This window comes from Sphingobium lactosutens, from assembly GCF_013393185.1.
Taxonomy (GTDB): domain Bacteria; phylum Pseudomonadota; class Alphaproteobacteria; order Sphingomonadales; family Sphingomonadaceae; genus Sphingobium; species Sphingobium lactosutens_A.
Map to the genome: position 1 here is coordinate 186,678 of NZ_QJQX01000057.1, position 20,136 is coordinate 206,813.

Annotated in this window: 16 protein-coding genes, 2 tRNA genes and 2 pseudogenes; 14 read left to right on the forward strand and 6 right to left on the reverse strand. The window is 62.7% G+C overall.

Going from position 1 to position 20,136, the window contains the following annotated elements; genetic code table 11:
* Positions 1-40: 40 nt before the first annotated feature.
* A tRNA-Thr gene (locus DM806_RS17130) sits at positions 41-115 on the reverse strand.
* Between the two features lie 104 nt (positions 116-219).
* Here DM806_RS17130 and DM806_RS17135 point away from each other — a divergent pair.
* On the forward strand, positions 220-387 hold the full coding sequence (locus DM806_RS17135) for a hypothetical protein (RefSeq protein ID WP_179044391.1): 168 nt from the start codon (positions 220-222) through the stop codon (positions 385-387).
* A 3-nt stretch (positions 388-390) separates the two neighbouring features.
* Here DM806_RS17135 and DM806_RS17140 read toward each other — a convergent pair whose 3' ends face one another.
* Complete coding sequence (locus DM806_RS17140) at positions 391-2,172, reverse strand: aminopeptidase P family protein (RefSeq protein WP_179044392.1); 1,782 nt, start codon at positions 2,170-2,172, stop codon at positions 391-393.
* Between the two features lie 125 nt (positions 2,173-2,297).
* Between DM806_RS17140 and DM806_RS17145 the strand changes: the two genes are divergently transcribed.
* Complete coding sequence (locus DM806_RS17145; protein WP_179044393.1) at positions 2,298-4,370, forward strand: S9 family peptidase; 2,073 nt, start codon at positions 2,298-2,300, stop codon at positions 4,368-4,370.
* Positions 4,370-4,762: an acyl-CoA thioesterase gene (locus DM806_RS17150; protein WP_179044394.1), complete on the forward strand. Its 393-nt coding sequence runs from the start codon at positions 4,370-4,372 to the stop codon at positions 4,760-4,762. Before DM806_RS17145 ends, DM806_RS17150 begins: the two co-directional genes overlap by 1 nt.
* A 90-nt stretch (positions 4,763-4,852) precedes the next feature.
* Here the strand turns inward: DM806_RS17150 and paoC are convergent, their stop codons facing one another.
* Genes paoC through paoA form a run of 3 tightly spaced genes read right to left on the reverse strand, consistent with a single transcriptional unit; the run spans position 4,853 to position 8,657 of the window.
* Entirely contained in the window at positions 4,853-7,057 is a 2,205-nt protein-coding gene (paoC, locus tag DM806_RS17155) for an aldehyde oxidoreductase molybdenum-binding subunit PaoC (protein ID WP_179044395.1), read from the reverse strand.
* The gene (locus DM806_RS17160; protein ID WP_179044396.1) at positions 7,054-8,010 is read right to left on the reverse strand and encodes an FAD binding domain-containing protein; all 957 of its coding nucleotides are present in this window, start codon (positions 8,008-8,010) and stop codon (positions 7,054-7,056) included. The genes paoC and DM806_RS17160 overlap by 4 nt, the downstream gene beginning before the upstream one ends.
* Positions 8,007-8,657 carry an aldehyde dehydrogenase iron-sulfur subunit PaoA gene (gene paoA, locus DM806_RS17165; protein WP_179044397.1) on the reverse strand — a complete coding sequence of 217 codons (651 nt, stop codon included), beginning with the start codon at positions 8,655-8,657 and terminating at the stop codon, positions 8,007-8,009. The genes DM806_RS17160 and paoA overlap by 4 nt, the downstream gene beginning before the upstream one ends.
* A gap of 327 nt (positions 8,658-8,984) precedes the next feature.
* Here paoA and DM806_RS17170 point away from each other — a divergent pair.
* From DM806_RS17170 to DM806_RS17205, 8 genes and pseudogenes are all read left to right on the forward strand, one after another.
* Positions 8,985-9,059: transfer RNA gene (locus DM806_RS17170), tRNA-Gly, on the forward strand.
* Between the two features lie 323 nt (positions 9,060-9,382).
* A pseudogene (locus tag DM806_RS17175) lies at positions 9,383-10,102 on the forward strand (TCP-1/cpn60 chaperonin family protein); the annotation flags it as partial.
* 546 nt (positions 10,103-10,648) lie between these two features.
* Positions 10,649-11,875, forward strand: coding sequence for a site-specific integrase (locus DM806_RS17180; RefSeq protein ID WP_218647524.1), 1,227 nt, complete (start codon positions 10,649-10,651; stop codon positions 11,873-11,875).
* On the forward strand, positions 11,875-12,852 hold the full coding sequence (locus DM806_RS17185; protein ID WP_179044398.1) for a tyrosine-type recombinase/integrase: 978 nt from the start codon (positions 11,875-11,877) through the stop codon (positions 12,850-12,852). The genes DM806_RS17180 and DM806_RS17185 overlap by 1 nt, the downstream gene beginning before the upstream one ends.
* On the forward strand, positions 12,842-13,846 hold the full coding sequence (locus DM806_RS17190; RefSeq protein WP_179044399.1) for a site-specific integrase: 1,005 nt from the start codon (positions 12,842-12,844) through the stop codon (positions 13,844-13,846). Before DM806_RS17185 ends, DM806_RS17190 begins: the two co-directional genes overlap by 11 nt.
* A 305-nt stretch (positions 13,847-14,151) precedes the next feature.
* The gene (locus DM806_RS17195) at positions 14,152-16,254 is read left to right on the forward strand and encodes a ParB/RepB/Spo0J family partition protein (protein ID WP_179044400.1); all 2,103 of its coding nucleotides are present in this window, start codon (positions 14,152-14,154) and stop codon (positions 16,252-16,254) included.
* A 177-nt stretch (positions 16,255-16,431) separates the two neighbouring features.
* The gene (locus DM806_RS17200; RefSeq protein WP_218647525.1) at positions 16,432-17,640 is read left to right on the forward strand and encodes a hypothetical protein; all 1,209 of its coding nucleotides are present in this window, start codon (positions 16,432-16,434) and stop codon (positions 17,638-17,640) included.
* A 472-nt stretch (positions 17,641-18,112) separates the two neighbouring features.
* Positions 18,113-18,412 (forward strand): DUF736 domain-containing protein, encoded by a 300-nt coding sequence (locus DM806_RS17205; RefSeq protein ID WP_179044402.1) that lies wholly within the window; start codon positions 18,113-18,115, stop codon positions 18,410-18,412.
* A 96-nt stretch (positions 18,413-18,508) separates the two neighbouring features.
* Here DM806_RS17205 and DM806_RS17210 read toward each other — a convergent pair whose 3' ends face one another.
* The gene (locus tag DM806_RS17210; protein ID WP_179044403.1) at positions 18,509-18,883 is read right to left on the reverse strand and encodes a VOC family protein; all 375 of its coding nucleotides are present in this window, start codon (positions 18,881-18,883) and stop codon (positions 18,509-18,511) included.
* Positions 18,884-19,076: 193 nt separating this feature from the next.
* On the opposite strand from DM806_RS17210, the pseudogene DM806_RS28020 reads away from it, so the two are divergent.
* From DM806_RS28020 to DM806_RS17220, 3 genes and pseudogenes are all read left to right on the forward strand, one after another.
* Positions 19,077-19,202 (forward strand): annotated as a pseudogene (locus DM806_RS28020) (DUF932 domain-containing protein); the annotation flags it as partial.
* A 245-nt stretch (positions 19,203-19,447) separates the two neighbouring features.
* Positions 19,448-19,699 carry a helix-turn-helix domain-containing protein gene (locus tag DM806_RS17215; RefSeq protein WP_179044404.1) on the forward strand — a complete coding sequence of 84 codons (252 nt, stop codon included), beginning with the start codon at positions 19,448-19,450 and terminating at the stop codon, positions 19,697-19,699.
* 138 nt (positions 19,700-19,837) lie between these two features.
* On the forward strand, positions 19,838-20,101 hold the full coding sequence (locus tag DM806_RS17220) for a DUF2285 domain-containing protein (protein WP_179044405.1): 264 nt from the start codon (positions 19,838-19,840) through the stop codon (positions 20,099-20,101).
* The last annotated feature ends 35 nt before the right edge of the window (positions 20,102-20,136 follow it).

The window sequence follows — 20,136 nt, forward strand, 5'->3', positions numbered from 1 at the left end:
GGGCTGGTTCAGACCGGTAAATATCGGAAAAGAGGAGAAATGGTGCTGCCGGGGAGGATTGAACTCCCGACCTCAGCCTTACCAAGGATGCGCTCTACCACTGAGCTACGGCAGCACTCTGTTTCTTCGCCGAGGCGCGTCTGCGCTTCGGAGGTCGCGCCTATGGCCGCCTGCGCTGCCCATGTCAAGGCGACTTGCGGCAGAAGATGCATTTTGCTTATGCGCATCGTCATGGCTGAGACGAATGACGAGAAAAAGGCGCGATTGGCGCAAGCGCTGCGGGACAATCTGCGTCGGCGGAAGGCCCAGAGCCGGGAAGCCCAAAATCATGAAATAGCGCAGGAGGGAGCGATGCCGCCCCCTCCTGCCGAAGGTGAAAAAGACTGAGTCTTACAGCGGCGCGCAGGCGGCCTTGAGCCAGGACAGCGCGTCGCCTTCCAGTTGCGGGCCGACAAGGTCCAGCACCGCGGCATGATAGGCGTCGAGCCAGGCGCGTTCTTCGTCGCTCAGAATCTCGGTCGCAATGAGCGTCCGGTCGATCGGCGCGAAGGTCAGCGTCTGGAAGCCCAGCATCGGCTTTTCTGCGCCGGGAATGTCGCGTTCCTCGACCAGCACCAGATTTTCGATGCGGATGCCATATTCGCCGGTCTTGTAATAGCCCGGCTCGTTCGAGAGGATCATGCCTGCCGCCAGCGGCTCGTCGCCGCCGCCGAAGGTCGCGATTCGCTGCGGCCCTTCATGCACTGAGAGGAAGCTGCCGACGCCATGGCCGGTGCCATGGGCATAATCCAGCCCTTGCGCCCAGAGATATTGGCGGGCGAGCACGTCGAGCTGGCCGCCGCGCGTTCCCTTCGGAAAGACGGCGCGGGCGAGCGCGATATGCCCCTTCAGCACCAGGGTGAAGCGGCGGCGCATCTCGTCGGTCGGCGTGCCGATGGCGAGCGTGCGGGTCACGTCGGTGGTGCCGTCGCGATACTGGCCGCCCGAATCGACGAGATAGAGGCTGTTCAGCTCGATCGGGCGATTCGTCTTTTCCTCGACCCGATAATGGACGACGGCGCCGTTCGGACCTGCGCCGCTGATCGTGTCGAAGGACAGGTCTTCGAGCAGGCCGGTATCCTTGCGGAATGCCTCCAGCCGGTCCGAGGCGGAAAGCTCGGTGAGGTCGCCCTTGGGCGCTTCGACCGCGACCCAGTGGAGGAAGCGGCTGAGCGCCGCGCCGTCGCGGGCCTGCGCCGCCTTGTGGCCGGCGATTTCGGTGTCGTTCTTGATCGCCTTGGGCAGGACGGCGGGATCGCGCAGCGACAGCACGGTGGCACCGCCTTCGTCGAGGCCATTGAAGATCGCGGCGACCGCCCGTTCCGGATCGGCGACGACGGTCTTGCCGGCGAAATCTTCGAGCGCGGCGGCGAAATTCACAGCGTCATGCACGCGCACGCCATTGCCCAGATGCTTGGCGACCGCCTCGTCCATCTTCTCCGGCGCGACATAGAGGTCGGCGGTCGCATCGGCATGGACGATGGCATAGGCGAGTGCGACCGGCGTGCGGTCCACGTCCTTGCCACGGATGTTGAAGGTCCAGGCGATCGAATCGAGCGCGGAGAGGACGGCGGCATCGGCCTTTTTCGACACCAGCCAGTCGGCCATGGCGGCACGCTTTTCGGCGGCGGACTGGCCAGCATAAGTGTCGCCATGCACGACCAGCTTCGCATCGCTGCGCGCCGGGCGGTCGGGCCAGACGGCGTCGACGGGATTGGTGTCGACCGCGACCAGTTCCGCGCCCCTGTCGGCCAGCGCCTCGGTCGCCTGTTTCACCCAGGCGCGGGTGTGGAGCCAGGGATCATAGCCGATGCGCGCGCCCTGCCCGGCATGATCCTGAAGCCAGGCGGCGATCGATGTCTGCGGCACGCTTTCATATTGCCAGTGGGCGCCATCCACCTGCTCGCGGACCTGGAGGGTGTAGCGGCCATCGACGAAGATCGCGGCTTCCTCCGGCAGGACCACGGCGCTGCCCGCCGACCCCTGGAATCCCGTCAGCCAGGCAAGCCGCTGGGCATAGGCGCCGACATATTCGCTCATATGTTCGTCGGTCAGGGGGACCACGAAACCGTCGAGCTTCTGGCGCACCAGTTGCGCGCGCAAAGCCTTCAGGCGATCTTCATAACTGGACATCGAACTTTCCCTGCATCATTTGGCCTTGGATCATTCCGGCCTCTTGCGCCGGCGACAATGTCGACAACATAGAGGGGCAGGCGCGCTTATTCCAGCGCAGCCCCTGTCTGAACCATGGATAGTTAATGACCGATCAAAGCCCGCCTGCCCTCCTCCCCCCCGTCGCCGAGCGCCGCCCGCACAGCGTCACGCATCATGGCATCACGGTGGACGATCCCTGGGCATGGCTGCGCGATCCGGGCTATCCCGATGTGAAGGACAAGGATGTGCTGGCCTATCTGGAGGCCGAGAATGGCTGGTTCGAGGGCGCGATGGCGCCGCACAAGCCGCTGCTCGACACGCTGTTCCAGGAGATGAAGGGCCGCATCAAGGAAGATGACAGCTCCGTCCCGCAGAAGGATGGCGACTATGTCTATTGGCGCGCCTTCGAGACGGGCGCGCAATATCGCAAATGGTATCGCAAGCCCGCCGCGGGCGGTGACGACCAGTTGATCCTGGACGAACCGGCGCTGGCGGAAGGGCATGAGTATTTCCGGCTCGGCGCGATGTCGGTCAGCCCGGACGGCCGCTACCTCGCCTATGCGATCGACACCAACGGGTCGGAACGGTTCGAGGCGCGGATCAAGGATTTGTTTTCGGGCGAGATATTGCCCGAAGTGATCCCCGATACGCTGTCGTCGCTGGTGTGGACGTCGGACAGCAAGGGGCTGCTCTATGGTTTGGCCAATGAAAACTGGCGGACCGATAATGCGCGTCTGCACTGGCTGGGCCAGAGTATCGAGAGCGATATCGAACTGTTCCATGAAGATGATGAAGGGTTCCGCGTCTCCATCGGCCTCACCTCCTCGGAAAAATGGATCGTCATCGCGACCGGCGATCATGTCACCAGCGAAGCTTGGCTGATCCCGGCAGATAATCCGACCGCCGAGCCGCTGCTCGTGTCGGCGCGCAAGGCCGGGCGCGAATATGACGTCGATGAGCATGAAGGCACGCTCTACATCCGCACCAATGACAGCCATCCCAATTTCCGGCTGGTGAAGGCGACGCTGGACGCACCCGACCAGTGGGAAGAGGTGATCGGCGCGGACGCGCATTTCTATCTGACCGATTTTACCCTGTTCAAAGGCTTCTACGTTACCGAAGGGCGGCAGGACGGCCTCGACCAGATCGAGTTGCGCGATTATGCGACGCACACGCCCAAGCGCATCCCCTTCCCCGAAGCCAGCTATTCGGCGAGCCTCGACGACAATCCCGAATATGATGTGACCAAGCTGCGCATTGGTTATGAATCGATGGTCACGCCCGACACCATCTACGACTATCATCTGGAAACAGGTGATCTGGAGGTGCTGAAGGTCCAGGAAATTCCGTCGGGTTACGACGCCACCGGCTATGCCGCCGAGCGGCTGATGATCGCGGCGCGCGACGGCACGCAGATTCCGGTGTCGATTGTTTACCCCAAGGATTTCCCGCGCGACGGCAGCGCGCCGCTGCACCTGTACGGCTATGGCGCCTATGGGCTGGCGATGGAGCCGGGCTTTTCGACCAGCCGCCTGTCGCTGCTGGATCGCGGCTTCGCCTTTGCCATCGCCCATATTCGCGGCGGCGATGACCTGGGCCAGCAATGGTATCTGGACGGCAAGCTAGACAAGCGCGTCAACACCTTCACCGATTTCGTCGATGTGGCCAAGGGGCTGATCGAGCTTGGCTATAGCAGCAAGGGCAAGATCAGCATTTCGGGCGGATCGGCCGGTGGCGAGTTGATGGGCGCGGTCATCAATTCCGACCCCGACCTGTGGGGCGCGGTGGTGGCGCATGTGCCGTTCGTGGATGTGCTGAACACCATGCTTGACGAAACTTTGCCGCTGACGCCGGGCGAATGGCCGGAATGGGGCAATCCGATCGAGGATGAGGCCGCGTTCCGCACGATCCAGTCCTATGATCCCTATACCCATGTCCGCGCGCAGGACTATCCGCCGCTGATGGTGACGGCGGGCCTCAACGATCCGCGCGTGACCTATTGGGAGCCGGCGAAGTGGGTGGCGAAGCTGCGCGCGACCAAGACCGACAGCAATATCCTGCTGCTCAAGACCAATATGGGCGCGGGTCATGGCGGCAAGTCGGGGCGCTTTGAAAGCCTGCACGAGACGGCGGAGGAATTCGCCTTCATCCTGTGGCAATTGGGCGTGGAGGGCTGATGGCGTCGAGTTTCACCAAGCAGATAACCGCTCTTCCCGAGCATATCGATGAGTTGGGCCATGTGAACAATGCGGTCTGGGTCCAGTGGATGGAGCAGGTGTCGGTCGAACATTGGCGGCAGGACGCCGATCCTGCCCATGTCGAAGCCTATATCTGGGTCGTGACCCGGCATGAGGTCGACTATCGCGGCAATGTGTCGGAGGGTGACGTGGTGACGGCCCGCACCTGGATACCGGAAGCGCCGCGCGGCGCGCGGTTCGACCGGCTGATCGAGTTCACCGGGCCGGACGGCAAGGTCAAGGTCGCGGCCAGATCCACCTGGGCGATCATCGACAAGGCGTCGGGACGGATATTGCGCGTGCCGGCGGAGGTGGCGGCGAATTTCGTGTAAATTCTACCTCCGTTCGCTTCGAGCGTGTCGAGAAACGAGAAGCGCGTGCTATCCTCTTCTCGACTTCGCTCGAAGCGAACGGAGGTACATTCAGGCCGCCTGCGCCCTGAGCAGCTTGTCGATCGTCAGCGGATAGTCGCGCAGCCTGATCCCGGTGGCGTTGTAGATCGCATTGGCCACCGCCGCGCCCGCGCCGCAAATGCCCAGTTCGCCTACGCCCTTGGCCTTCATCGGCGAACTCTTGTCGTCCAGTTCATCGATGAACAGCACATCCTGATCGGGAATGTCGGCATGGACCGGCACCAGATATTCGGCCATGTCGTGGTTGACGAAAAAACCGAAACGGGTGTCGACGTCCAGCGCCTCCATCAGCGCGGCGCCCGCACCCATGGTCATCGCGCCGATCACCTGACTGCGCGCCGATTTGGGATTGAGGATGCGGCCGGCCGCGAACGCCCCGCCCATGCGGCGGATGCGCACTTCCGCCGTGTCGATATCGACCCCGACCTCGCAGAAATGCGCGCCGAAGGTCGCCTGCGCATAGCGTTTGTCGAGATCGCCATATTCCATGCTGTCTTCCGCCCAGACGCCGTCGCGCCCCGCCAGTACGGCGAGGGTTTGGGACTTGTTGCCCAGCTTGACCAGTCCGTCCTCGAACTGCGCCTGATCAGCGGGATAGCCCGCCTTTTCGGCCAGCTTCGCGCGCAGCGCCATGGCGGCGGCGTAAACGCCAGCGGTCGAACTGTTCGCCCCCCACTGTCCGCCGGAGCCAGCCGATACCGGGAAACGGCTGTCGCCCAGACGCACCGTGACCTGATCGAGTTGCACGCCCAGCATTTCCGCCGCCGTCTGGCCGATGATGGTGTAACTGCCGGTGCCGATATCGGTCATGTCGGTTTCGACGATCACTTTGCCCTGCGCGTCGATGCCCATGCGCGCACCCGATTTGGCGACAAGGTTGTTGCGGAAGGCGGCGGCCACACCCATGCCGACCAGCCAGCGCCCGTCGCGTATCTGGCCGGGCTTTGGGTTGCGCTTCGCCCAGCCGAAGCGATCCGCGCCCGCACGCAGGCATTCCACCAGCTTGCGGCTGGAGAAGGGCCGTTGCGGCCCGGCTTCGGGATCATATTGCACATCGTTGCGGATGCGCAGCTCGACCGGATCGACGCCCGACGCTTCGGCCAGTTCGTCCATCGCCACTTCCAGCGCCAGCAGGCCGACCGCCTCGCCCGGCGCGCGCATCGCGTTGCCTTCGGGCAGGTTCAGCGTGACGAGGCGGTGCGCGGTCATGCGGTTGGCGCCGCGATAGAGGAGGCGCGTCTGCTGAGCCGCCGTTTCCGCGCCGCCGCCGGGCAGGTCGCCCGACCAGACTTCATGCGCGATCGCGTCGATCACCCCGTTCTTGTCCGCGCCCAGCCGGATGCGCTGGATGGTCGCGGGGCGATGGGTGGTATTGTTGGGAATCTGATGGCGGGCGATGGCTACCTTGACCGGGCGGCCGATTTGCTTCGCACCCAGCGCCGCCAGTATCGCGTCGGCGCGCAGGAACAGCTTTGCGCCGAAACCGCCGCCGATATAGGGCGATACCAGCCGGACATTTTGCTTGGGGATGCCAAGCGTCTTGGCGACTTCGCCCACACCCCAGGCCACCATCTGGTTCGCGGTCCAGAGCGTCAGCTTGTCGCCATTCCACGCGGCCGTGGTGGCATGCGGCTCCATCATCGCATGGCTGTGGTCGGGCGTGGTGTAGCTCTGCTCGACCTTCACCGCCGCCTTCGCAAAGGCCGCATCGAAGTCACCCGTCTTGGTGTCGGAGGGGCCGCCGAACCCTTCCGGCGGGATCACCCCGTTCAGCCGCTCGGCCGCGAGGTCGAACCTGCCGCTTTCCGGTGCATAGTCGATGCGCACCAGCCTGGCGGCGTCGCGGGCATTTTCCAGCGTGTCGGCGATCACCAGCGCGACCGCCTGCTCATAATGGTCGACCTGCGGCCCGCCGAGCAGCGGCGCGGTGTTCATATTGCCCTTGCCCAGCTTGCCCGCATTGGCGTGGGTGACGACGCCCAGCACGCCCGGAGCCGCCTCAGCGGCGCGCACGTCCATGGCGGCGATCCGTCCCTTGGCGATGGCGGCGCCGACGATCCAGCCATAGGCGGCGTTGGGGGCGGCGTCATGGCGCTCATAGGCATAGGGCGCGCTGCCCGTTACCTTGGCGGCGCCGTCGATCCGGTCGTGCGGGATGCCGATCACCCGTCCCTTGTCGATCGGGTTGATACCGGCTGGCGTATCGAACTTCATGCCCGTGCCTCCTGCTGCCGGTAGAGCGACGCAAGCGTGCGTTCGACCAGCAGCTTCTTGAAGTCGTTATGATGGGTGGTGCGGGCACCGCTGAGCGCGGCTTCGGCGACCGCCTTCGCGCCCTGCTTCGCCGCTGCATCGGCTGCTGGCACGCGCCAGGGCTTCGCACCGATCCCGCCAAAGGCGAAGCGCGCCGTCCCGTCCTTGCCAAACACCGCCGCCACCGACACCAGCGCAAAGGCGTAGGAGGCGCGGTCGCGCACCTTGCGATAGACATGGGTGCCGCCGATCGGTCTGGGCAGCGTCACGGAGGTGATGATCTCGCCCGGGTTCAGCACCGTTTCCTTTTCCGGCGTGTCGCCCGGCAGAAGGTGAAAGTCGGCGACTGGCACCGAGCGCTTCGTCCCGTCTGCGCCGACCATGTCGACCTGTGCATCGAGCAGCCGCATCGCCACCGCCATGTCGCTGGGATGCTGGGCGAGGCAGGCGTCGCTGACGCCCAATATGGCGAGGCTGCGGCTCATCCCCTTCATCGCGCCGCAGCCGCTGCCCGGCTGGCGCTTGTTGCAGGGCATGCGCGTGTCGTAGAAATAAGGGCAGCGCGTGCGTTGCAGCAGGTTGCCGCCGGTCGTCGCCTTGTTGCGCAACTGGCCCGACGCTCCGGCCACCAGCGCACGGCTGAGCACGGCATAGTCGCTGCGCACCATCTTGTCGGCGGCGAGATCGGTATTGCGCACCAGCGCGCCGATGCGTAGCCCGCCCTCCGCCGTCGGCTCGATCCGGTCGAGGCCGAGATGATTGACGTCAATCAGATGGGCCGGCGTTTCGATCTGGAGCTTCATCAGGTCGAGCAGATTGGTGCCGCCGGCGATGAAGCGCGCGCCTTGGACGGATGCTGCGGCCTTGGCCGCGGCCTCGACGCTCGTCGCGCGTTCATAGGTGAAGGGTTTCATGCCTGCTTCTCCCCGCGCCCAGATTGCTCAGAAACATCCCGCATCGCGGCGATGATGTTGGGATAGGCGGCGCAGCGGCAGATATTGCCGCTCATCCGCTCGCGCAGTTCGACGTCGCTCATCGCGACATGGTCGAGATCCTCGGTCACATGGCTGGGGACACCCGCCTCGATCTCGTCCAGCACCGCCACCGCCGAGCAAATCTGCCCCGGCGTGCAATAGCCGCACTGATAGCCGTCATGGACGATGAAGGCGCGCTGCATCGGGTGGAGCGATTCGGGCGTGCCCAGCCCCTCGATCGTCGTCACCTTCTCCCCATCATGCATCACCGCCAGCGTCAGGCAGCTGTTGATCCGCCGCCCCTCCACGATCACCGTGCAGGCGCCGCACTGGCCATGATCGCAGCCCTTCTTGGTGCCGGTCAGGTGGAGATGCTCGCGCAGCGCATCGAGCAGGGTGGTGCGCGGGTCGAGTTGCAGATGCACCTCACGCCCGTTGACGGTCAGTTCGACGGGGGTCATGCTGGCTCCCTTGCTGCTTTTGGACGGCGCGGCGGTGCCCGTCGCGTGCGAGAGGACGGGCGTCGAGGCCGCGAGGGCTGCGCTGCCCCGCAACAAGCCGCGGCGCGTCAGATGATCGGACGTCATGGCTGGTCCTCCCTGTTGATACGCTGATGAGTACGAAGTGCGACGGCAAATGATCCCGGCCGCCGGGTAACTATCGTCAGATTAGCAGATGTTCCGTCCGTCCCAAAGGCAGGACAAACAATATGCCCCCGCCGATCCAAACAGACGCGATAGGGGCGGTACCGGCCGCGTCCCGGCAGGCATCGGCTAACCAGCGGAAACCGGCGAATCTTCGGACCCGCGAAAGAGAATTTCATTTTTCTGCAATTCTCCCCCTTGCCGACATGGGAAAGCCTTGCTAGTTGGCCGCCACCCGCCGAGAGGGACACACTCTCCCGGCCGCCAAGAGCGGGCGTAGCTCAGGGGTAGAGCACAACCTTGCCAAGGTTGGGGTCGAGGGTTCGAATCCCTTCGCCCGCTCCAGATTTTCATAGGAAAATCAGTGAATTAGCGGCCTTTTGGCCGCTTTTTTATTGGAGACATAGGTGGTTGCAAGGGCCGCTGTCTCCACATTGTCTCCAGATAATCGACAAGTGCCGGCCGGTTCTGGCGAGGGGTGGCGCAAATCGGCGTCAAAGATACCGTCATCCAACGGATCAGTCTGACGGATGAGGCCCTCAGCGATCAGGCTTGGCAACGGAGGCGTGGAGCGTCGTCGTACCCGGCACAGGGCCTTGGGCGACCCTATCTTGCCAGCCCTTCGTCGGAAAGAAGCCCTCGCCATCAAAGGCGAACATTTGTGTCAGGTCTCCGAGGATCTCGGCATCAAGCTCGAGAATGTTACGATCAACATGCTCGGCCGCGCCAAGAAGGTCGTGATCGACAAGGACAACACGACCATCATCGACGGTGTTGGGCAGAAGACCGATATCGATGGTCGCGTCGCGCAACTGCGCCAGCAGATCGAGACCACGACGTCCGACTATGACCGTGAGAAGCTGCAAGAGCGTGTCGCCAAGCTCGCTGGCGGTGTGGCGGTGATCCGGGTCGGCGGCGCGACCGAGGTTGAGGTCAAGGAGAAGAAGGACCGTGTCGACGACGCGCTCCATGCGACGCGGGCCGCGGTCGAAGAAGGCATCCTGCCGGGCGGCGGCATCGCGCTGCTCCGTGCGATCAAGGCGCTCGATGGTCTGAAGGCCGCCAATGACGACCAGCAGTCCGGCATCGACATCATCCGCCGGGCGCTGCGCGCACCGGCGCGGCAGATCGCCGAGAATGCCGGCGAGGACGGCGCCTATATCGTCGGCAAGCTGCTCGAAAGCTCCGACTATAACTGGGGCTTCAATGCCGCCACCGCTGAGTATCAGGACCTCGTCCAAGCGGGCGTGATCGATCCGGCGAAGGTTGTGCGCACGGCGCTGCAGGATGCCGCCTCGGTGGCTTCGCTGCTCATCACCACCGAGGCGCTCGTCGCCGAGGTTCCGAAGGAGGAGAAATCCGCGCCGATGCCGGCGATGGATTATTGATTGTCGGGAGGCCCGGCTGCCCGGGCCTCCTAATTTTCGCCGAGTGTGAACGGCTTTGAATCAAAGGTCATGAGCATCGTCCACACCAATTTGGGGCTGTCACGGCGGCTAAGCCGGCTGTTGAGGGATGAACGGCCGACAGCGGATCCAGACTGGTGAGGCGTAGCGGATAGTTTTCGCACAGCCTGCCCCGCAACGCCCCCAACGGAACGCGGGATCAGGGGAGCGCACACTGCCGTCTTCTCGCGAAGCCGGTCAGGGTTCGCGCATGTTCTTGGCCGCGTTGCACACTTGCTCTGCCCGGAGAGCACGACGGCGGCTGGCCCCCAGGCCCGCGCGCACGCCGCCACGCCGACCGGTCGCCGCAAGGTGGTAAATGGATAGCTATCCATTTGCCACCTTATGAGCACGCCTGGCAAATGCCGAGTGTTTCCCTGTAAATGGCGCATTCGCTGGGTTTCTTAAATAATCACTGAGCATAATATGGGATGACGTTGATCACATGACCCGGCATGGAGTTGGGTCCGTGATCGGAAGGCGCCTGCGATGGTTGCTTTATCTTCACTGATTCCGAGCCTGGAGCGCGAGTTGAAGCGCCTTGGATATCAAGACTCTACGATGAAGCGGTATCGGGGGTGCTGGCGTCGTCTGGAGAGATATTTCGCGGACCGAGGTGTGGAGGAGTTCAGCCTGGACGTCGCAATGGCGTGGGTAGACGCCGCGTGTGATTTCTTTGCCAAGGAAGAGGCCGACACGCTTAAACAGAGTGACATTTATTTGTTTCGTGTCGCCCAGATGCTGGAAGACTTCGCCGTTCATGGTGCCGTGTTGCGTCGCTATGATCGTCGAGCCGATAGGCTTACTGTAGATCAGAACGAACTGATCGGTAAATTCCAGGCTGGTCTACGCGCCGATGGTTGTTCGACCTCGACGGTGCGTACGTATGGGACGCTGGCCGGAGAGTTTCTTGCATTTGTGGAGACACATGGCCGACTCGCGGACTGCGATGCCAGGACGATCGAGGCATTTGTAGTCACCTTGACGGGGTATCAAGCAAAGACGGTTGAGCAAAAGATGTGCGCGGTTCGGTCTTTTCTCAGATTCGCTGCGCGGCAGGGACGGGTCGAAGCCGACATCTTGAACGCTGTCCCGACTGTGAAGTCCAGTAAGCAGGCCAGAGTTCCGTCCGTGTGGGATGCCGCCGATGTGACCAAGATCCTGGATGCCATCGATCGAGGTAATCCCTGCGGTAAAAGAGACTACGCGATCATCACATTGGTCACGCGGCTCGGGCTGCGGAGCATCGACGTTAAGCGCCTGGAACTGGATGATTTCGACTGGCCGGGTAACCAGCTCTGGGTGAGGCAAGCCAAGACCGGACGCCGCATCCAACTGCCGCTCTTGAAAGACGTGGGCTGGGCGGTCATCGACTACATCCGCCACGGGCGACCGACCGCCGATTATCGGCAGGTGTTCTTACGCCATACCGCGCCGATTGGGCCGTTTACTGACCAGGACCATCTGTACCAGATCCTGTGCAAACACGCACGAGTGGCTCATGTGGCGCTGAGCGATAAGCGTCGTCACGGCATGCATTCGCTGCGACATACGCTGGCGACCCGATTGATGGAAGGTGGAACGCCGATCGAACAGATCGCTGACATTCTTGGGCATCAGTCGGTGGTGTCGACGGGGGTGTATTTGAAGACGTCGCTGGGGCTGCTGCGCCGGTGCGCCCTCGACCCCGACGTCACGTCCGAGGAGGTGCTGTGATGCGCACATCCCTGACATTGATCGATGCCGTCAAGGCGATGGTCGCCGAGAAGCGTGCGGTCGGCTATAAATACAATGCCGAGGAAGCGATGCTGCACCGTTTTGTTGCGTTCACACGCAGCCAGTTTCCGGGACTGGAGACGATTACCGAAGCCTCTGCCAATGCGTGGATCGAGGCGGCGCAGAAACGCACGGTGACGACTTCAACCATGCAGGGCCTGACTTCGCCGGTCAGGCACCTGGCCCGGTGGCTGACGCTCCACGACGTAGCAGCCTATGCGCTACCGACAGGCGTGCTGCGTCGCCCCGCCGCTTACGTTCCGCACATATATTCCGACGCGGAACTGGCTGCCTTCTTTGCGCAAACGGATCGCTGCCATTACTGCAGCGCCGTGCCGCTGCGGCACCTTGTCATGCCGGTCTTGTTCAGGACCATCTACGCCTGCGGACTGCGTTGTTCGGAAGCCCGCTTGTTGCGTACCGAGGACGTTGATCTGGCCACAGGTCTATTGCAGATCCGTGACGCCAAGGGCGGTAAAGACCGCCAGATTCCCGTGTCCGAGCCGCTTCGTGTTCGCCTGGCACATTATCACGCCCAGTTCGACTGGATGGGGCACGAGTGGTTTTTCCCGGGACAACGTGGCTGCCCTCTGAGCCTGTGGAACGTTTACAATAATTTCCGCCGCTTCCTATGGCAGGCACGCATCAGCCATGGTGGTCGCGGCCACGGACCACGTGTGCATGATCTTCGGCACAGCCATGCAGTTCACAACCTGCGTAAGTGGTTCGCGGCCGGCAAAGATGTCGGCGCAATGTTGCCGATCCTGCAGACCTATATGGGCCATTCCTCCATCGCAGACACCGCCTATTATTTGCGGCTGACCGCCGAGTCCTATCCCGACATCACCGCGCGATTGGATGAGACGCTCGGTCATGTCGTCCCTTCCCCAACGGGAGAACTGCACCATGGCAACTGATTTTGCGATCCTGTTGCAGCGCTACCTTACAAGCCATTTGGCCGGGCTGCGCGGCGCTTCGCCCAACACGGTCGCCTCCTATCGCGACACGTTCAAGCTTCTCATCATCTACATGCGTGACCAAAAGGCCATTCCGCCCGAGAAGCTCGTTCTCCACTGCATCGATGTCGAGGCCATTACGGGATTCCTGAATTGGCTTGAGAGCGGCCGCCACAACAGCATCTCGACGCGGAACCAGCGGCTGGCGGCGATCAGCTCGTTTTACACCTGGATGCAATCGCAGGAACCCGCCCTGATGGCGCGTTGCCAGGAGATTATCGCAATCCCGATAAAAAGGGGAACCCAGGCCTGCGTGTACCATCTGACAGTTGAGCAGACGCGATGCTTGCTAGCCGCGCCGGATCGCACCACGCGCACCGGCAGACGCGATGCAACGTTGCTTGCGACGCTTTACGACACCGGCGCCAGGGTCCAGGAACTGGTTGACCTGACTGTTGGCGATGTTCGCCTACAAAAACCGGTGGTCATCACGTTGACGGGCAAGGGTCGCAAAACCCGGCATGTCCCTATCGGGGCCAACACGGTTGCACTCCTCGCCAACTACCTGGCCGAGTTCGGTCTCGATAAGCCTGGTCGCGACAGCTATCCGGTGTTCTTCAACCAACAACACGCCAAGCTCAGTCGTGGCGGTGTTGCCTGGATCCTCGACAAATATCGTAACAACGCAGATGCATCTGACCTTATCAAGGCCAAAATAAGCCCGCATATTCTGAGGCATAGCAAAGCGATGCACCTATATGAGGCTGGTGTTCCGCTGCCCTATGTCCGGGATATTCTGGGACACGTCGATTTGTCGACTACCGAGATTTACGCACGCGCTTCCACCGAAGCAAAGCGCAAGGCCCTGGAGACCGCATACGTCGATGTCATCCCCAGCAACCTGCCGGAGTGGAATCAGGACGCCGGGCTGCTCGATTGGCTCACATCTCTTTGATCACCGATTATGCAAAGTGATTACGGAAGAAAGGCAGCAAATCCGCTTCCGGCAGGCGAACAGTGGCCATTTGCCAGCGCTGCTCATAAGGGTGCGTTGTTGGTGAGCGCCGCGCGTGCGGCGCGGTGCTTGGGGCGCTGCCCCTGGCGCCCTTCGGATCGGCTTCCGCCCAGCTTCCTCCGCCTGCGGCTCCGTGCAGCCGGTTCCCCGCGAAGCCGCCCCTCCGGTTGCACCCCCGGTCTCGCCGACGGGCAGGGTTTCAGCGCGGCGCTTCCCGCTGCGCGGAAACCCAAGGAGTATGGAAGATGACCGACACCATCGAAACCGTGGCGACCGAGCAGGCCGAACAGGACAGCCGCATCATTTTCGTGCCGCTGAACAAGCTCAAGAAGTCGCCCAAGAACGCCCGCAAGGTGCCGCACGGCGAAGCCATCATTGAGGCGCTGGCCGCATCCATCGCGCATAAAGGCTTGATCCAGAACATCGTGATCGAACCCGAGATCAAGGACGACAAGCCCACCGGCTCCTATCTCGTCACCGCTGGCGAAGGCCGCAGGCTCGCTTATCTGCTGCGCGCCAAGCGCAAGGAGATCAGGAAGAATCACCTCGTCCGTTGCTGGCTCGACACCGAGAACGATCCTTCCGAGGTGTCGCTGGACGAGAATGTGACCCGGGAGAACATGCACCCCGCCGACCAGTTCGAGCGGTTCCATGAACTGTCTCGTGACAAGGGATGGGGCGCGGAGGAAATCGGCGCGCGGTTCGGCGTGTCCCCTGAGGTGGTGAAGCGCAGGCTGCGTCTCGGCGCGGTCAGCCCGAAGCTGATGGACGTGTATCGGCAGGATGGACTTACGCTCGACCAGTTGGCCGCGTTCACCATCACCGATGACCATTCCCGGCAGGAGCAGGTGTTGGAGAACCTGTCGTGGAACAAGGAACCCTGGATCATCCGGCGCGACCTCACCGCCAGCAATATCCCGGCGACCGACCGGCGGGCCGTGTTCATCGGCGCAGACGCCTATGTCGACGCGGGCGGCACCATCCTCCGTGACCTGTTCACCGAGGATGACGGCGGTTTCTTCGAGGATGCGGGCTTGCTCGACATGCTCGTTTCGGAGCGTCTGCGCGAGGCGGCGGCGAGGGTGCTGGCCGAGGGCTGGAAATGGGCCGAGGCGAGCATCGACTTCCCGCATGGTCATGGGATGCGGCGCTATTATCCGCTGCATGTTGTTCTGTCCGACGAGGACGAGGCGCGGCTTTCCGAGGCGGTGGAGGCTCATGATGCCCTGATCGAAGGCTATGATTCCTATGAGGACATGCCCGAGGCCGTGGCGGCGAAGGCGCAGACATTGAGCGACGAGATCGACGTCATCAGCGCCAAGCGCTCGGACTATGATCCTGCCGTGATCGAGCGTGGCGGCGTGTTCGTCTCACTCGGCTCCAATGGCGAGGTGAAGATCGAGCGCGGCTATGTCCGTGCTGAGGACGAGCCGCAGCCGGAGGCAGACCCGGAGGGCGACAGCGACAGCATCGGCGCGAAGGACGGCGAAACCGTCGAGGGTGACGAGGATGCGGACGAGGAAGAAGAGGTGGAGGACGCCGACGCAGGCAAGCCCATTTCCGATAGCCTCATTCGTGACCTCACCGCCCACCGGACGCTCGGCCTTCGTCTGGCCCTTGGCGAGCAGCCCGACATGGCGATTGTCGCGCTGACCCATGTGCTCGCGTTGGGCCTGTTCTATCATGGGTTCGGCAAGTCTTGCCTCACCGTCACCGCCAAGAGCGAAGACCTCACCGTCCATGCCGAGGGCATCGCGAACACCGAGGCGGGCGAGGCGCTGGCGGCCCGGCATGACCGATGGGGCGAGCAGCTTCCGAGCGAGACGGCGGACCTGTGGCCGTTCCTCGTTGGACTGGACGCCGACAGCCGCACCGCGTTGCTGGCGCATTGCGTGTCGCTCACCATCAATGCGGTGAAGGTGCCGTGGGAGCGTTCCACCGACCGCGTCGAGGCGGCGGAGGGGCTGGCGCAGGCCGTGGGGCTCGAGATGACGGCGACGTGGACCGCGACCGCCCGCAGCTATTTCGGGCGCGTCACCAAGGCGCACATCGGGCAGGCGGTGAGCGAGGCGGTGTCCCCCGAGGCGGCTGAGCGCATTCGGCCATTGAAGAAGGACGCGATGGCCGACGAGGCAGAGCGGCTTGTCGCCGGAACCGGATGGCTGCCCGCCGTCCTGCGCACCGTCGAGCCGGAGCCAGAAGCGTCGGAGGCTGTAGAGGCGGAGGATTTCGAGTCGGACGCACAACCGTCCGAAACGGAGGCCCCTAATACCGAAGCGCAGGACGGTGGGGACGTAGCGGAGCCGATGGACAGTGACCAGTCGCACTACGCGGTTGCTGCTGAATAGGTGACGGGCCGGGGCTGCTACGGCGGTCCCGGCCTTTCCCTTGCGGGTGGCCGGAAAATCGCGGCCGCGCCCTGACCGGGCGCGGCCGCTTGTTTTACATCGTTTGAAGCAATGGGCGATATTACACTCAGTATATGTCGTAGAGCAACGAGACGCTTGGATGATGGAGTGAATAGCGTGGAGGATGAGTGTGAGATCACGAGCAAGGGCGGCGCAGAACGCGCTACCCGGATCGTCCAGGCAACAAGACTCGGCACGCCAATCAACGGCGGGGTCAATTCGCAAACAGGCGACATGATCTTGCTATTTGATGGACAGCCCGTTGATGGGCGGCCCGGCGTGCGACATCGCTTCGAACTGCCGTTCGACCAAAGCGGACCAGCTCTTGAAATCCTGGAGCGTGCGGCGGGCGCAGCCGCCAAATGGGCGGCAGCTCGCGAGGAGGGAGTCGAGCAGGGCGGTATCGTTCCGATGGATTTGCGCCCGCGTGATACGGAATTTGTGATGCTCGGTGAGGATGCGGAATCAGGGCGCCCGCTCCTTGTCGTGCGTCTAGCGGGTGGCCACCAATTTTCATTCTTGCTCGATCAGAAGATCATTGAGCAGCTTCGTATCAGGGAGCAGACCATCGCTCGCGCTTCGGATCATGCCGATCCCTGGGCCACGGTTGCCGAAGACATCGAATGGCTCGGCAGAGAATGGTGCACGCTTTACCAGCCTCCGTCGAACGCGGAGCTTCGGCGTGGAAGCGCCGCGTTGCGACGATTGCTGGTTGAAAATGCGCTCGGCCACGCCTGGCGCAAATTTGGATTCGAGAAGCAGCCCCAGATCTCTGGCCCCGATGTCATGGCGCTACTGTCGCACTACGGCACTGAGCCCCGCCATGTCGTGTCGCTGATAGCAGGTGGCGCCACGCTCAATGGTATCCAGACTTCCATGCTGGGCTGTGCCCGCGCCTTCAACCAATCCACCGGCATCAGCGCCGATGCCGAAGAGGGTTTCGCCGTTGCGACCTTCCATGTTTCGAGAGACGCCCGCCATCCGTCTGAGGAAAGCGAACTGGACGATATGGTTGAGCGTCCATCCCCGCTGTCCAGCTATCTGCGCGCGCCCGGTGCAATTCGACTTGGGCAGGCAATCTCGCGCATGGACATCGTGAAGTATTTTGCGAACTCCGCCGGAGGCGTGCATCTTGAGCACGCGCCCAAATCGCCGGATGGCGCGCGCGATGCCGACAAGGCTGCGCGCGATGATTTGCTGCAAGCCCTTCAAAAAGCGGTGATGGCGGACACGATGGACGGCCTGCACTTCGAGTTGTTGTCGATCGGCCAAGCCATCGGCAGATCGGCTGACATGCACGCCTTGGTACAGGCAATTCGCGGCTAGGTGCCTATCCCCCTAGGGCGGTCAGATGGAAAGGCCCGGCCGCACCCGCATGGGCTCGCTGTGCGTCGCGCCATCAGCAGGCACCACTGTCAGAAGGGGCCAGTGTTGTTCTCCATCGCCCTGTTCCCCCTCTCTCGCTGTCATAGGCCAGTCAGGGAACGGCAGCTAGGATCACAGCTTGGAGCAACGTGTCGCTTCACCGCAATGCCAGTCCCGAAATCATGCACAGCTCCTCCGCCACACGGCCTCTCGAAGGCTTGTCTGGCCGAGGTCCACGCGCCTTCCCGCAACGGCGGTAGGCGGCTTTTTTCCGCCGCCGGGCAAGCCCGACTTTGCATCGCGAAGCAAAAAGGCCACCCGCTGCCGCCAGCCACTTCGTTCTGCCCTTCGGGTGCAGGTCGGTCGTCCCCCGTCCGGACGACAGCCATCGAGGCCGCGATGGGCGCGGTTCGAACAAGCAGGAGATTACGATATGGCTACGATCGGCACCTTCACCGCCAACAGCAAGGGCGAGTTCAACGGCGTCATCAAGACGCTCACCCTCAACACCAAGACGACCCTTCGCCCGGTCGATAAGGAAGGCGAGAAGTCCCCCGACTTCCGAGTCAGCACCGCCGACATGGACATCGGCGCCGCCTGGAAGAAGACCAGCCGCGAGGGCCGCGACTACATTTCGGTCAAGCTGGACGACCCGAGCTTTCCGGCTCCCATATATGCCACCCTTTCCGAGACCGACACCGCTGGCGAATACGCGCTGATCTGGTCGCGCTGACGCCACGCCGGCGCCCCGCTCGAAGTGCGGGGCGTCGGTCATTGGTGGTTCAGAGATGGATTGGGGCGGTGCTGCGACGGAGCTGGATGGGGACGATCAGTTATGCCCAGCGAGCCGAAGCCCACTGTTGATCTCCACGATATTGCCGCTGGGATCGACGACGAGCAATTTGCCCCGTGTCTTATCGGGAAGCTGCGGTTCGACGCACCGTAGCACTGTTTCTTCTGACTTCTGAACCTGGTCACGAATTGCAAACCAGTCTTCGTTCGTGACGACATGACCGAAATGCATCTCATGCCGCTGCTCGATGTCGATCGAGCTATCCGGCTTGTCGTGCAACGTGAGTTGGCCGCCAAATACATAGAGATTGACCGCTCGGTCGTTGAGCATGACGACATCAGCGCCAAAACAGTCGCGATAGAAGGCGATGCACTCCGAGAATGCAGTCACGGGCAACGATAGGTGGAACATGCAGCGCTCCTCAGTTGACTGGGGCACGATGCCGCCTCGGATGAATGCTCGCAACTGGAAATCAGCGCATGAGTTTGGACAATGGATCGTGACATCGGCCAGACGCTTCTAAGGGCGTTGCCCTCGCGCCGGACAAGGGAAGCTGCGCCGTCCGGGCCGGTATCCCCTGTCTTCCTCCGCTTCGCTCTCGTGCAGACCGGGTGAGGGCCGTATCCGCCGCAGCCAGACTCGCGCCATCAATGGCATCGACCAGAATGTGACCCTCAACCGCGCACTTTGGACTTTGGCTGAAGGGATGCAGCGCTTGAAGACCGGGTAATCGCCAGCCAACCGCAGGGCTGGATTTTCAGCCCTGCGGTCTCGCACCTCCGTCACATATGTGCCGTTGCCATTCCGCTTCCCGGATCGTCGGCGTCCATATGTCCCGGCGTCCGCACGGTCGCCCAATAGGCCGCGCTCGCCGGGCTGCGCCCGGCTCGCTATTACTGGCTTCCCAAATAGATAAGGCGACTATAATAGTCGTTTTCATGGCGCATTGGTCGGTGCTTGTGGACGTGATCGTGCATGATCACTTCCCGCCAGGTGCGGGCCGCTCGTGCGCTTCTCGGTTGGACTCAGGAGATGCTTGCAGACAAGGCCCTTGTAGCGCTGACCGCGCTCAAGCGGCTGGAGTCGGAGAGCAACCTGCCGGTGCGCGAGGACACTCGCCATCAAGTCATGAAGGCGTTGGAGAGTGCAGGGGTTGTCTTTCTCGACTCTGATCGCGGCAAAGGTGTCATGGTCGTGCGCGGGGCACCCGACAGACCTGGAAAATAATCGGTCGCTCTCGGTTCGACCTGTCCCGCCCACATCACGCAGCCATAGCCGCGGTGGGCGATTACTTCGATCCATTATGGTGTATAGATCATTCATCATCCGGGGGGATGGGGGCAATGCTAGTGGCGGAGCAAGGCGATGCCGATAGCCACTTTTGATGACCGCGCACCTGACGTGGAGCAGGTCACAGCTTATGACGAGCGCCATCACCAAACCTACTGGCGCCTCCTCGACGCAGCTGAAGAAAATGCCGACTGGTACGAGGCTGTCGGGATCATTTTCGGGATAGACCCGTCTGCCGAGCCGGAGCGTGCCCGCCTCATCTATGATTCCCATCTCGCCCGTGCCCGCTGGATGGCCGAGACCGGTTATCGCCACTATTTGAAACCCTCTGATTCCTAACCATTTTAATTAGAATTTGCTGACCAGGTTCTGGC

What these genes read in the sequence shown, in the direction of transcription:
- DM806_RS17185 (WP_179044398.1), top strand. Translation starts at nt 11,875, where the DNA reads ATGCGCACATCCCTGACATTGATCGATGCCGTCAAGGCGATGGTCGCC.
- DM806_RS17190 (WP_179044399.1), top strand. Translation starts at nt 12,842, where the DNA reads ATGGCAACTGATTTTGCGATCCTGTTGCAGCGCTACCTTACAAGCCAT.
- DM806_RS17220 (WP_179044405.1), top strand. Translation starts at nt 19,838, where the DNA reads ATGCCGATAGCCACTTTTGATGACCGCGCACCTGACGTGGAGCAGGTC.
- DM806_RS17210 (WP_179044403.1), bottom strand. Translation starts at nt 18,883, where the DNA reads ATGTTCCACCTATCGTTGCCCGTGACTGCATTCTCGGAGTGCATCGCC.
- DM806_RS17180 (WP_218647524.1), top strand. Translation starts at nt 10,649, where the DNA reads ATGGTTGCTTTATCTTCACTGATTCCGAGCCTGGAGCGCGAGTTGAAG.
- DM806_RS17160 (WP_179044396.1), bottom strand. Translation starts at nt 8,010, where the DNA reads ATGAAACCCTTCACCTATGAACGCGCGACGAGCGTCGAGGCCGCGGCC.
- DM806_RS17135 (WP_179044391.1), top strand. Translation starts at nt 220, where the DNA reads ATGCGCATCGTCATGGCTGAGACGAATGACGAGAAAAAGGCGCGATTG.
- DM806_RS17150 (WP_179044394.1), top strand. Translation starts at nt 4,370, where the DNA reads ATGGCGTCGAGTTTCACCAAGCAGATAACCGCTCTTCCCGAGCATATC.
- DM806_RS17205 (WP_179044402.1), top strand. Translation starts at nt 18,113, where the DNA reads ATGGCTACGATCGGCACCTTCACCGCCAACAGCAAGGGCGAGTTCAAC.
- paoC (WP_179044395.1), bottom strand. Translation starts at nt 7,057, where the DNA reads ATGAAGTTCGATACGCCAGCCGGTATCAACCCGATCGACAAGGGACGG.
- DM806_RS17145 (WP_179044393.1), top strand. Translation starts at nt 2,298, where the DNA reads ATGACCGATCAAAGCCCGCCTGCCCTCCTCCCCCCCGTCGCCGAGCGC.
- paoA (WP_179044397.1), bottom strand. Translation starts at nt 8,657, where the DNA reads ATGACGTCCGATCATCTGACGCGCCGCGGCTTGTTGCGGGGCAGCGCA.
- DM806_RS17215 (WP_179044404.1), top strand. Translation starts at nt 19,448, where the DNA reads ATGATCACTTCCCGCCAGGTGCGGGCCGCTCGTGCGCTTCTCGGTTGG.
- DM806_RS17140 (WP_179044392.1), bottom strand. Translation starts at nt 2,172, where the DNA reads ATGTCCAGTTATGAAGATCGCCTGAAGGCTTTGCGCGCGCAACTGGTG.
- DM806_RS17195 (WP_179044400.1), top strand. Translation starts at nt 14,152, where the DNA reads ATGACCGACACCATCGAAACCGTGGCGACCGAGCAGGCCGAACAGGAC.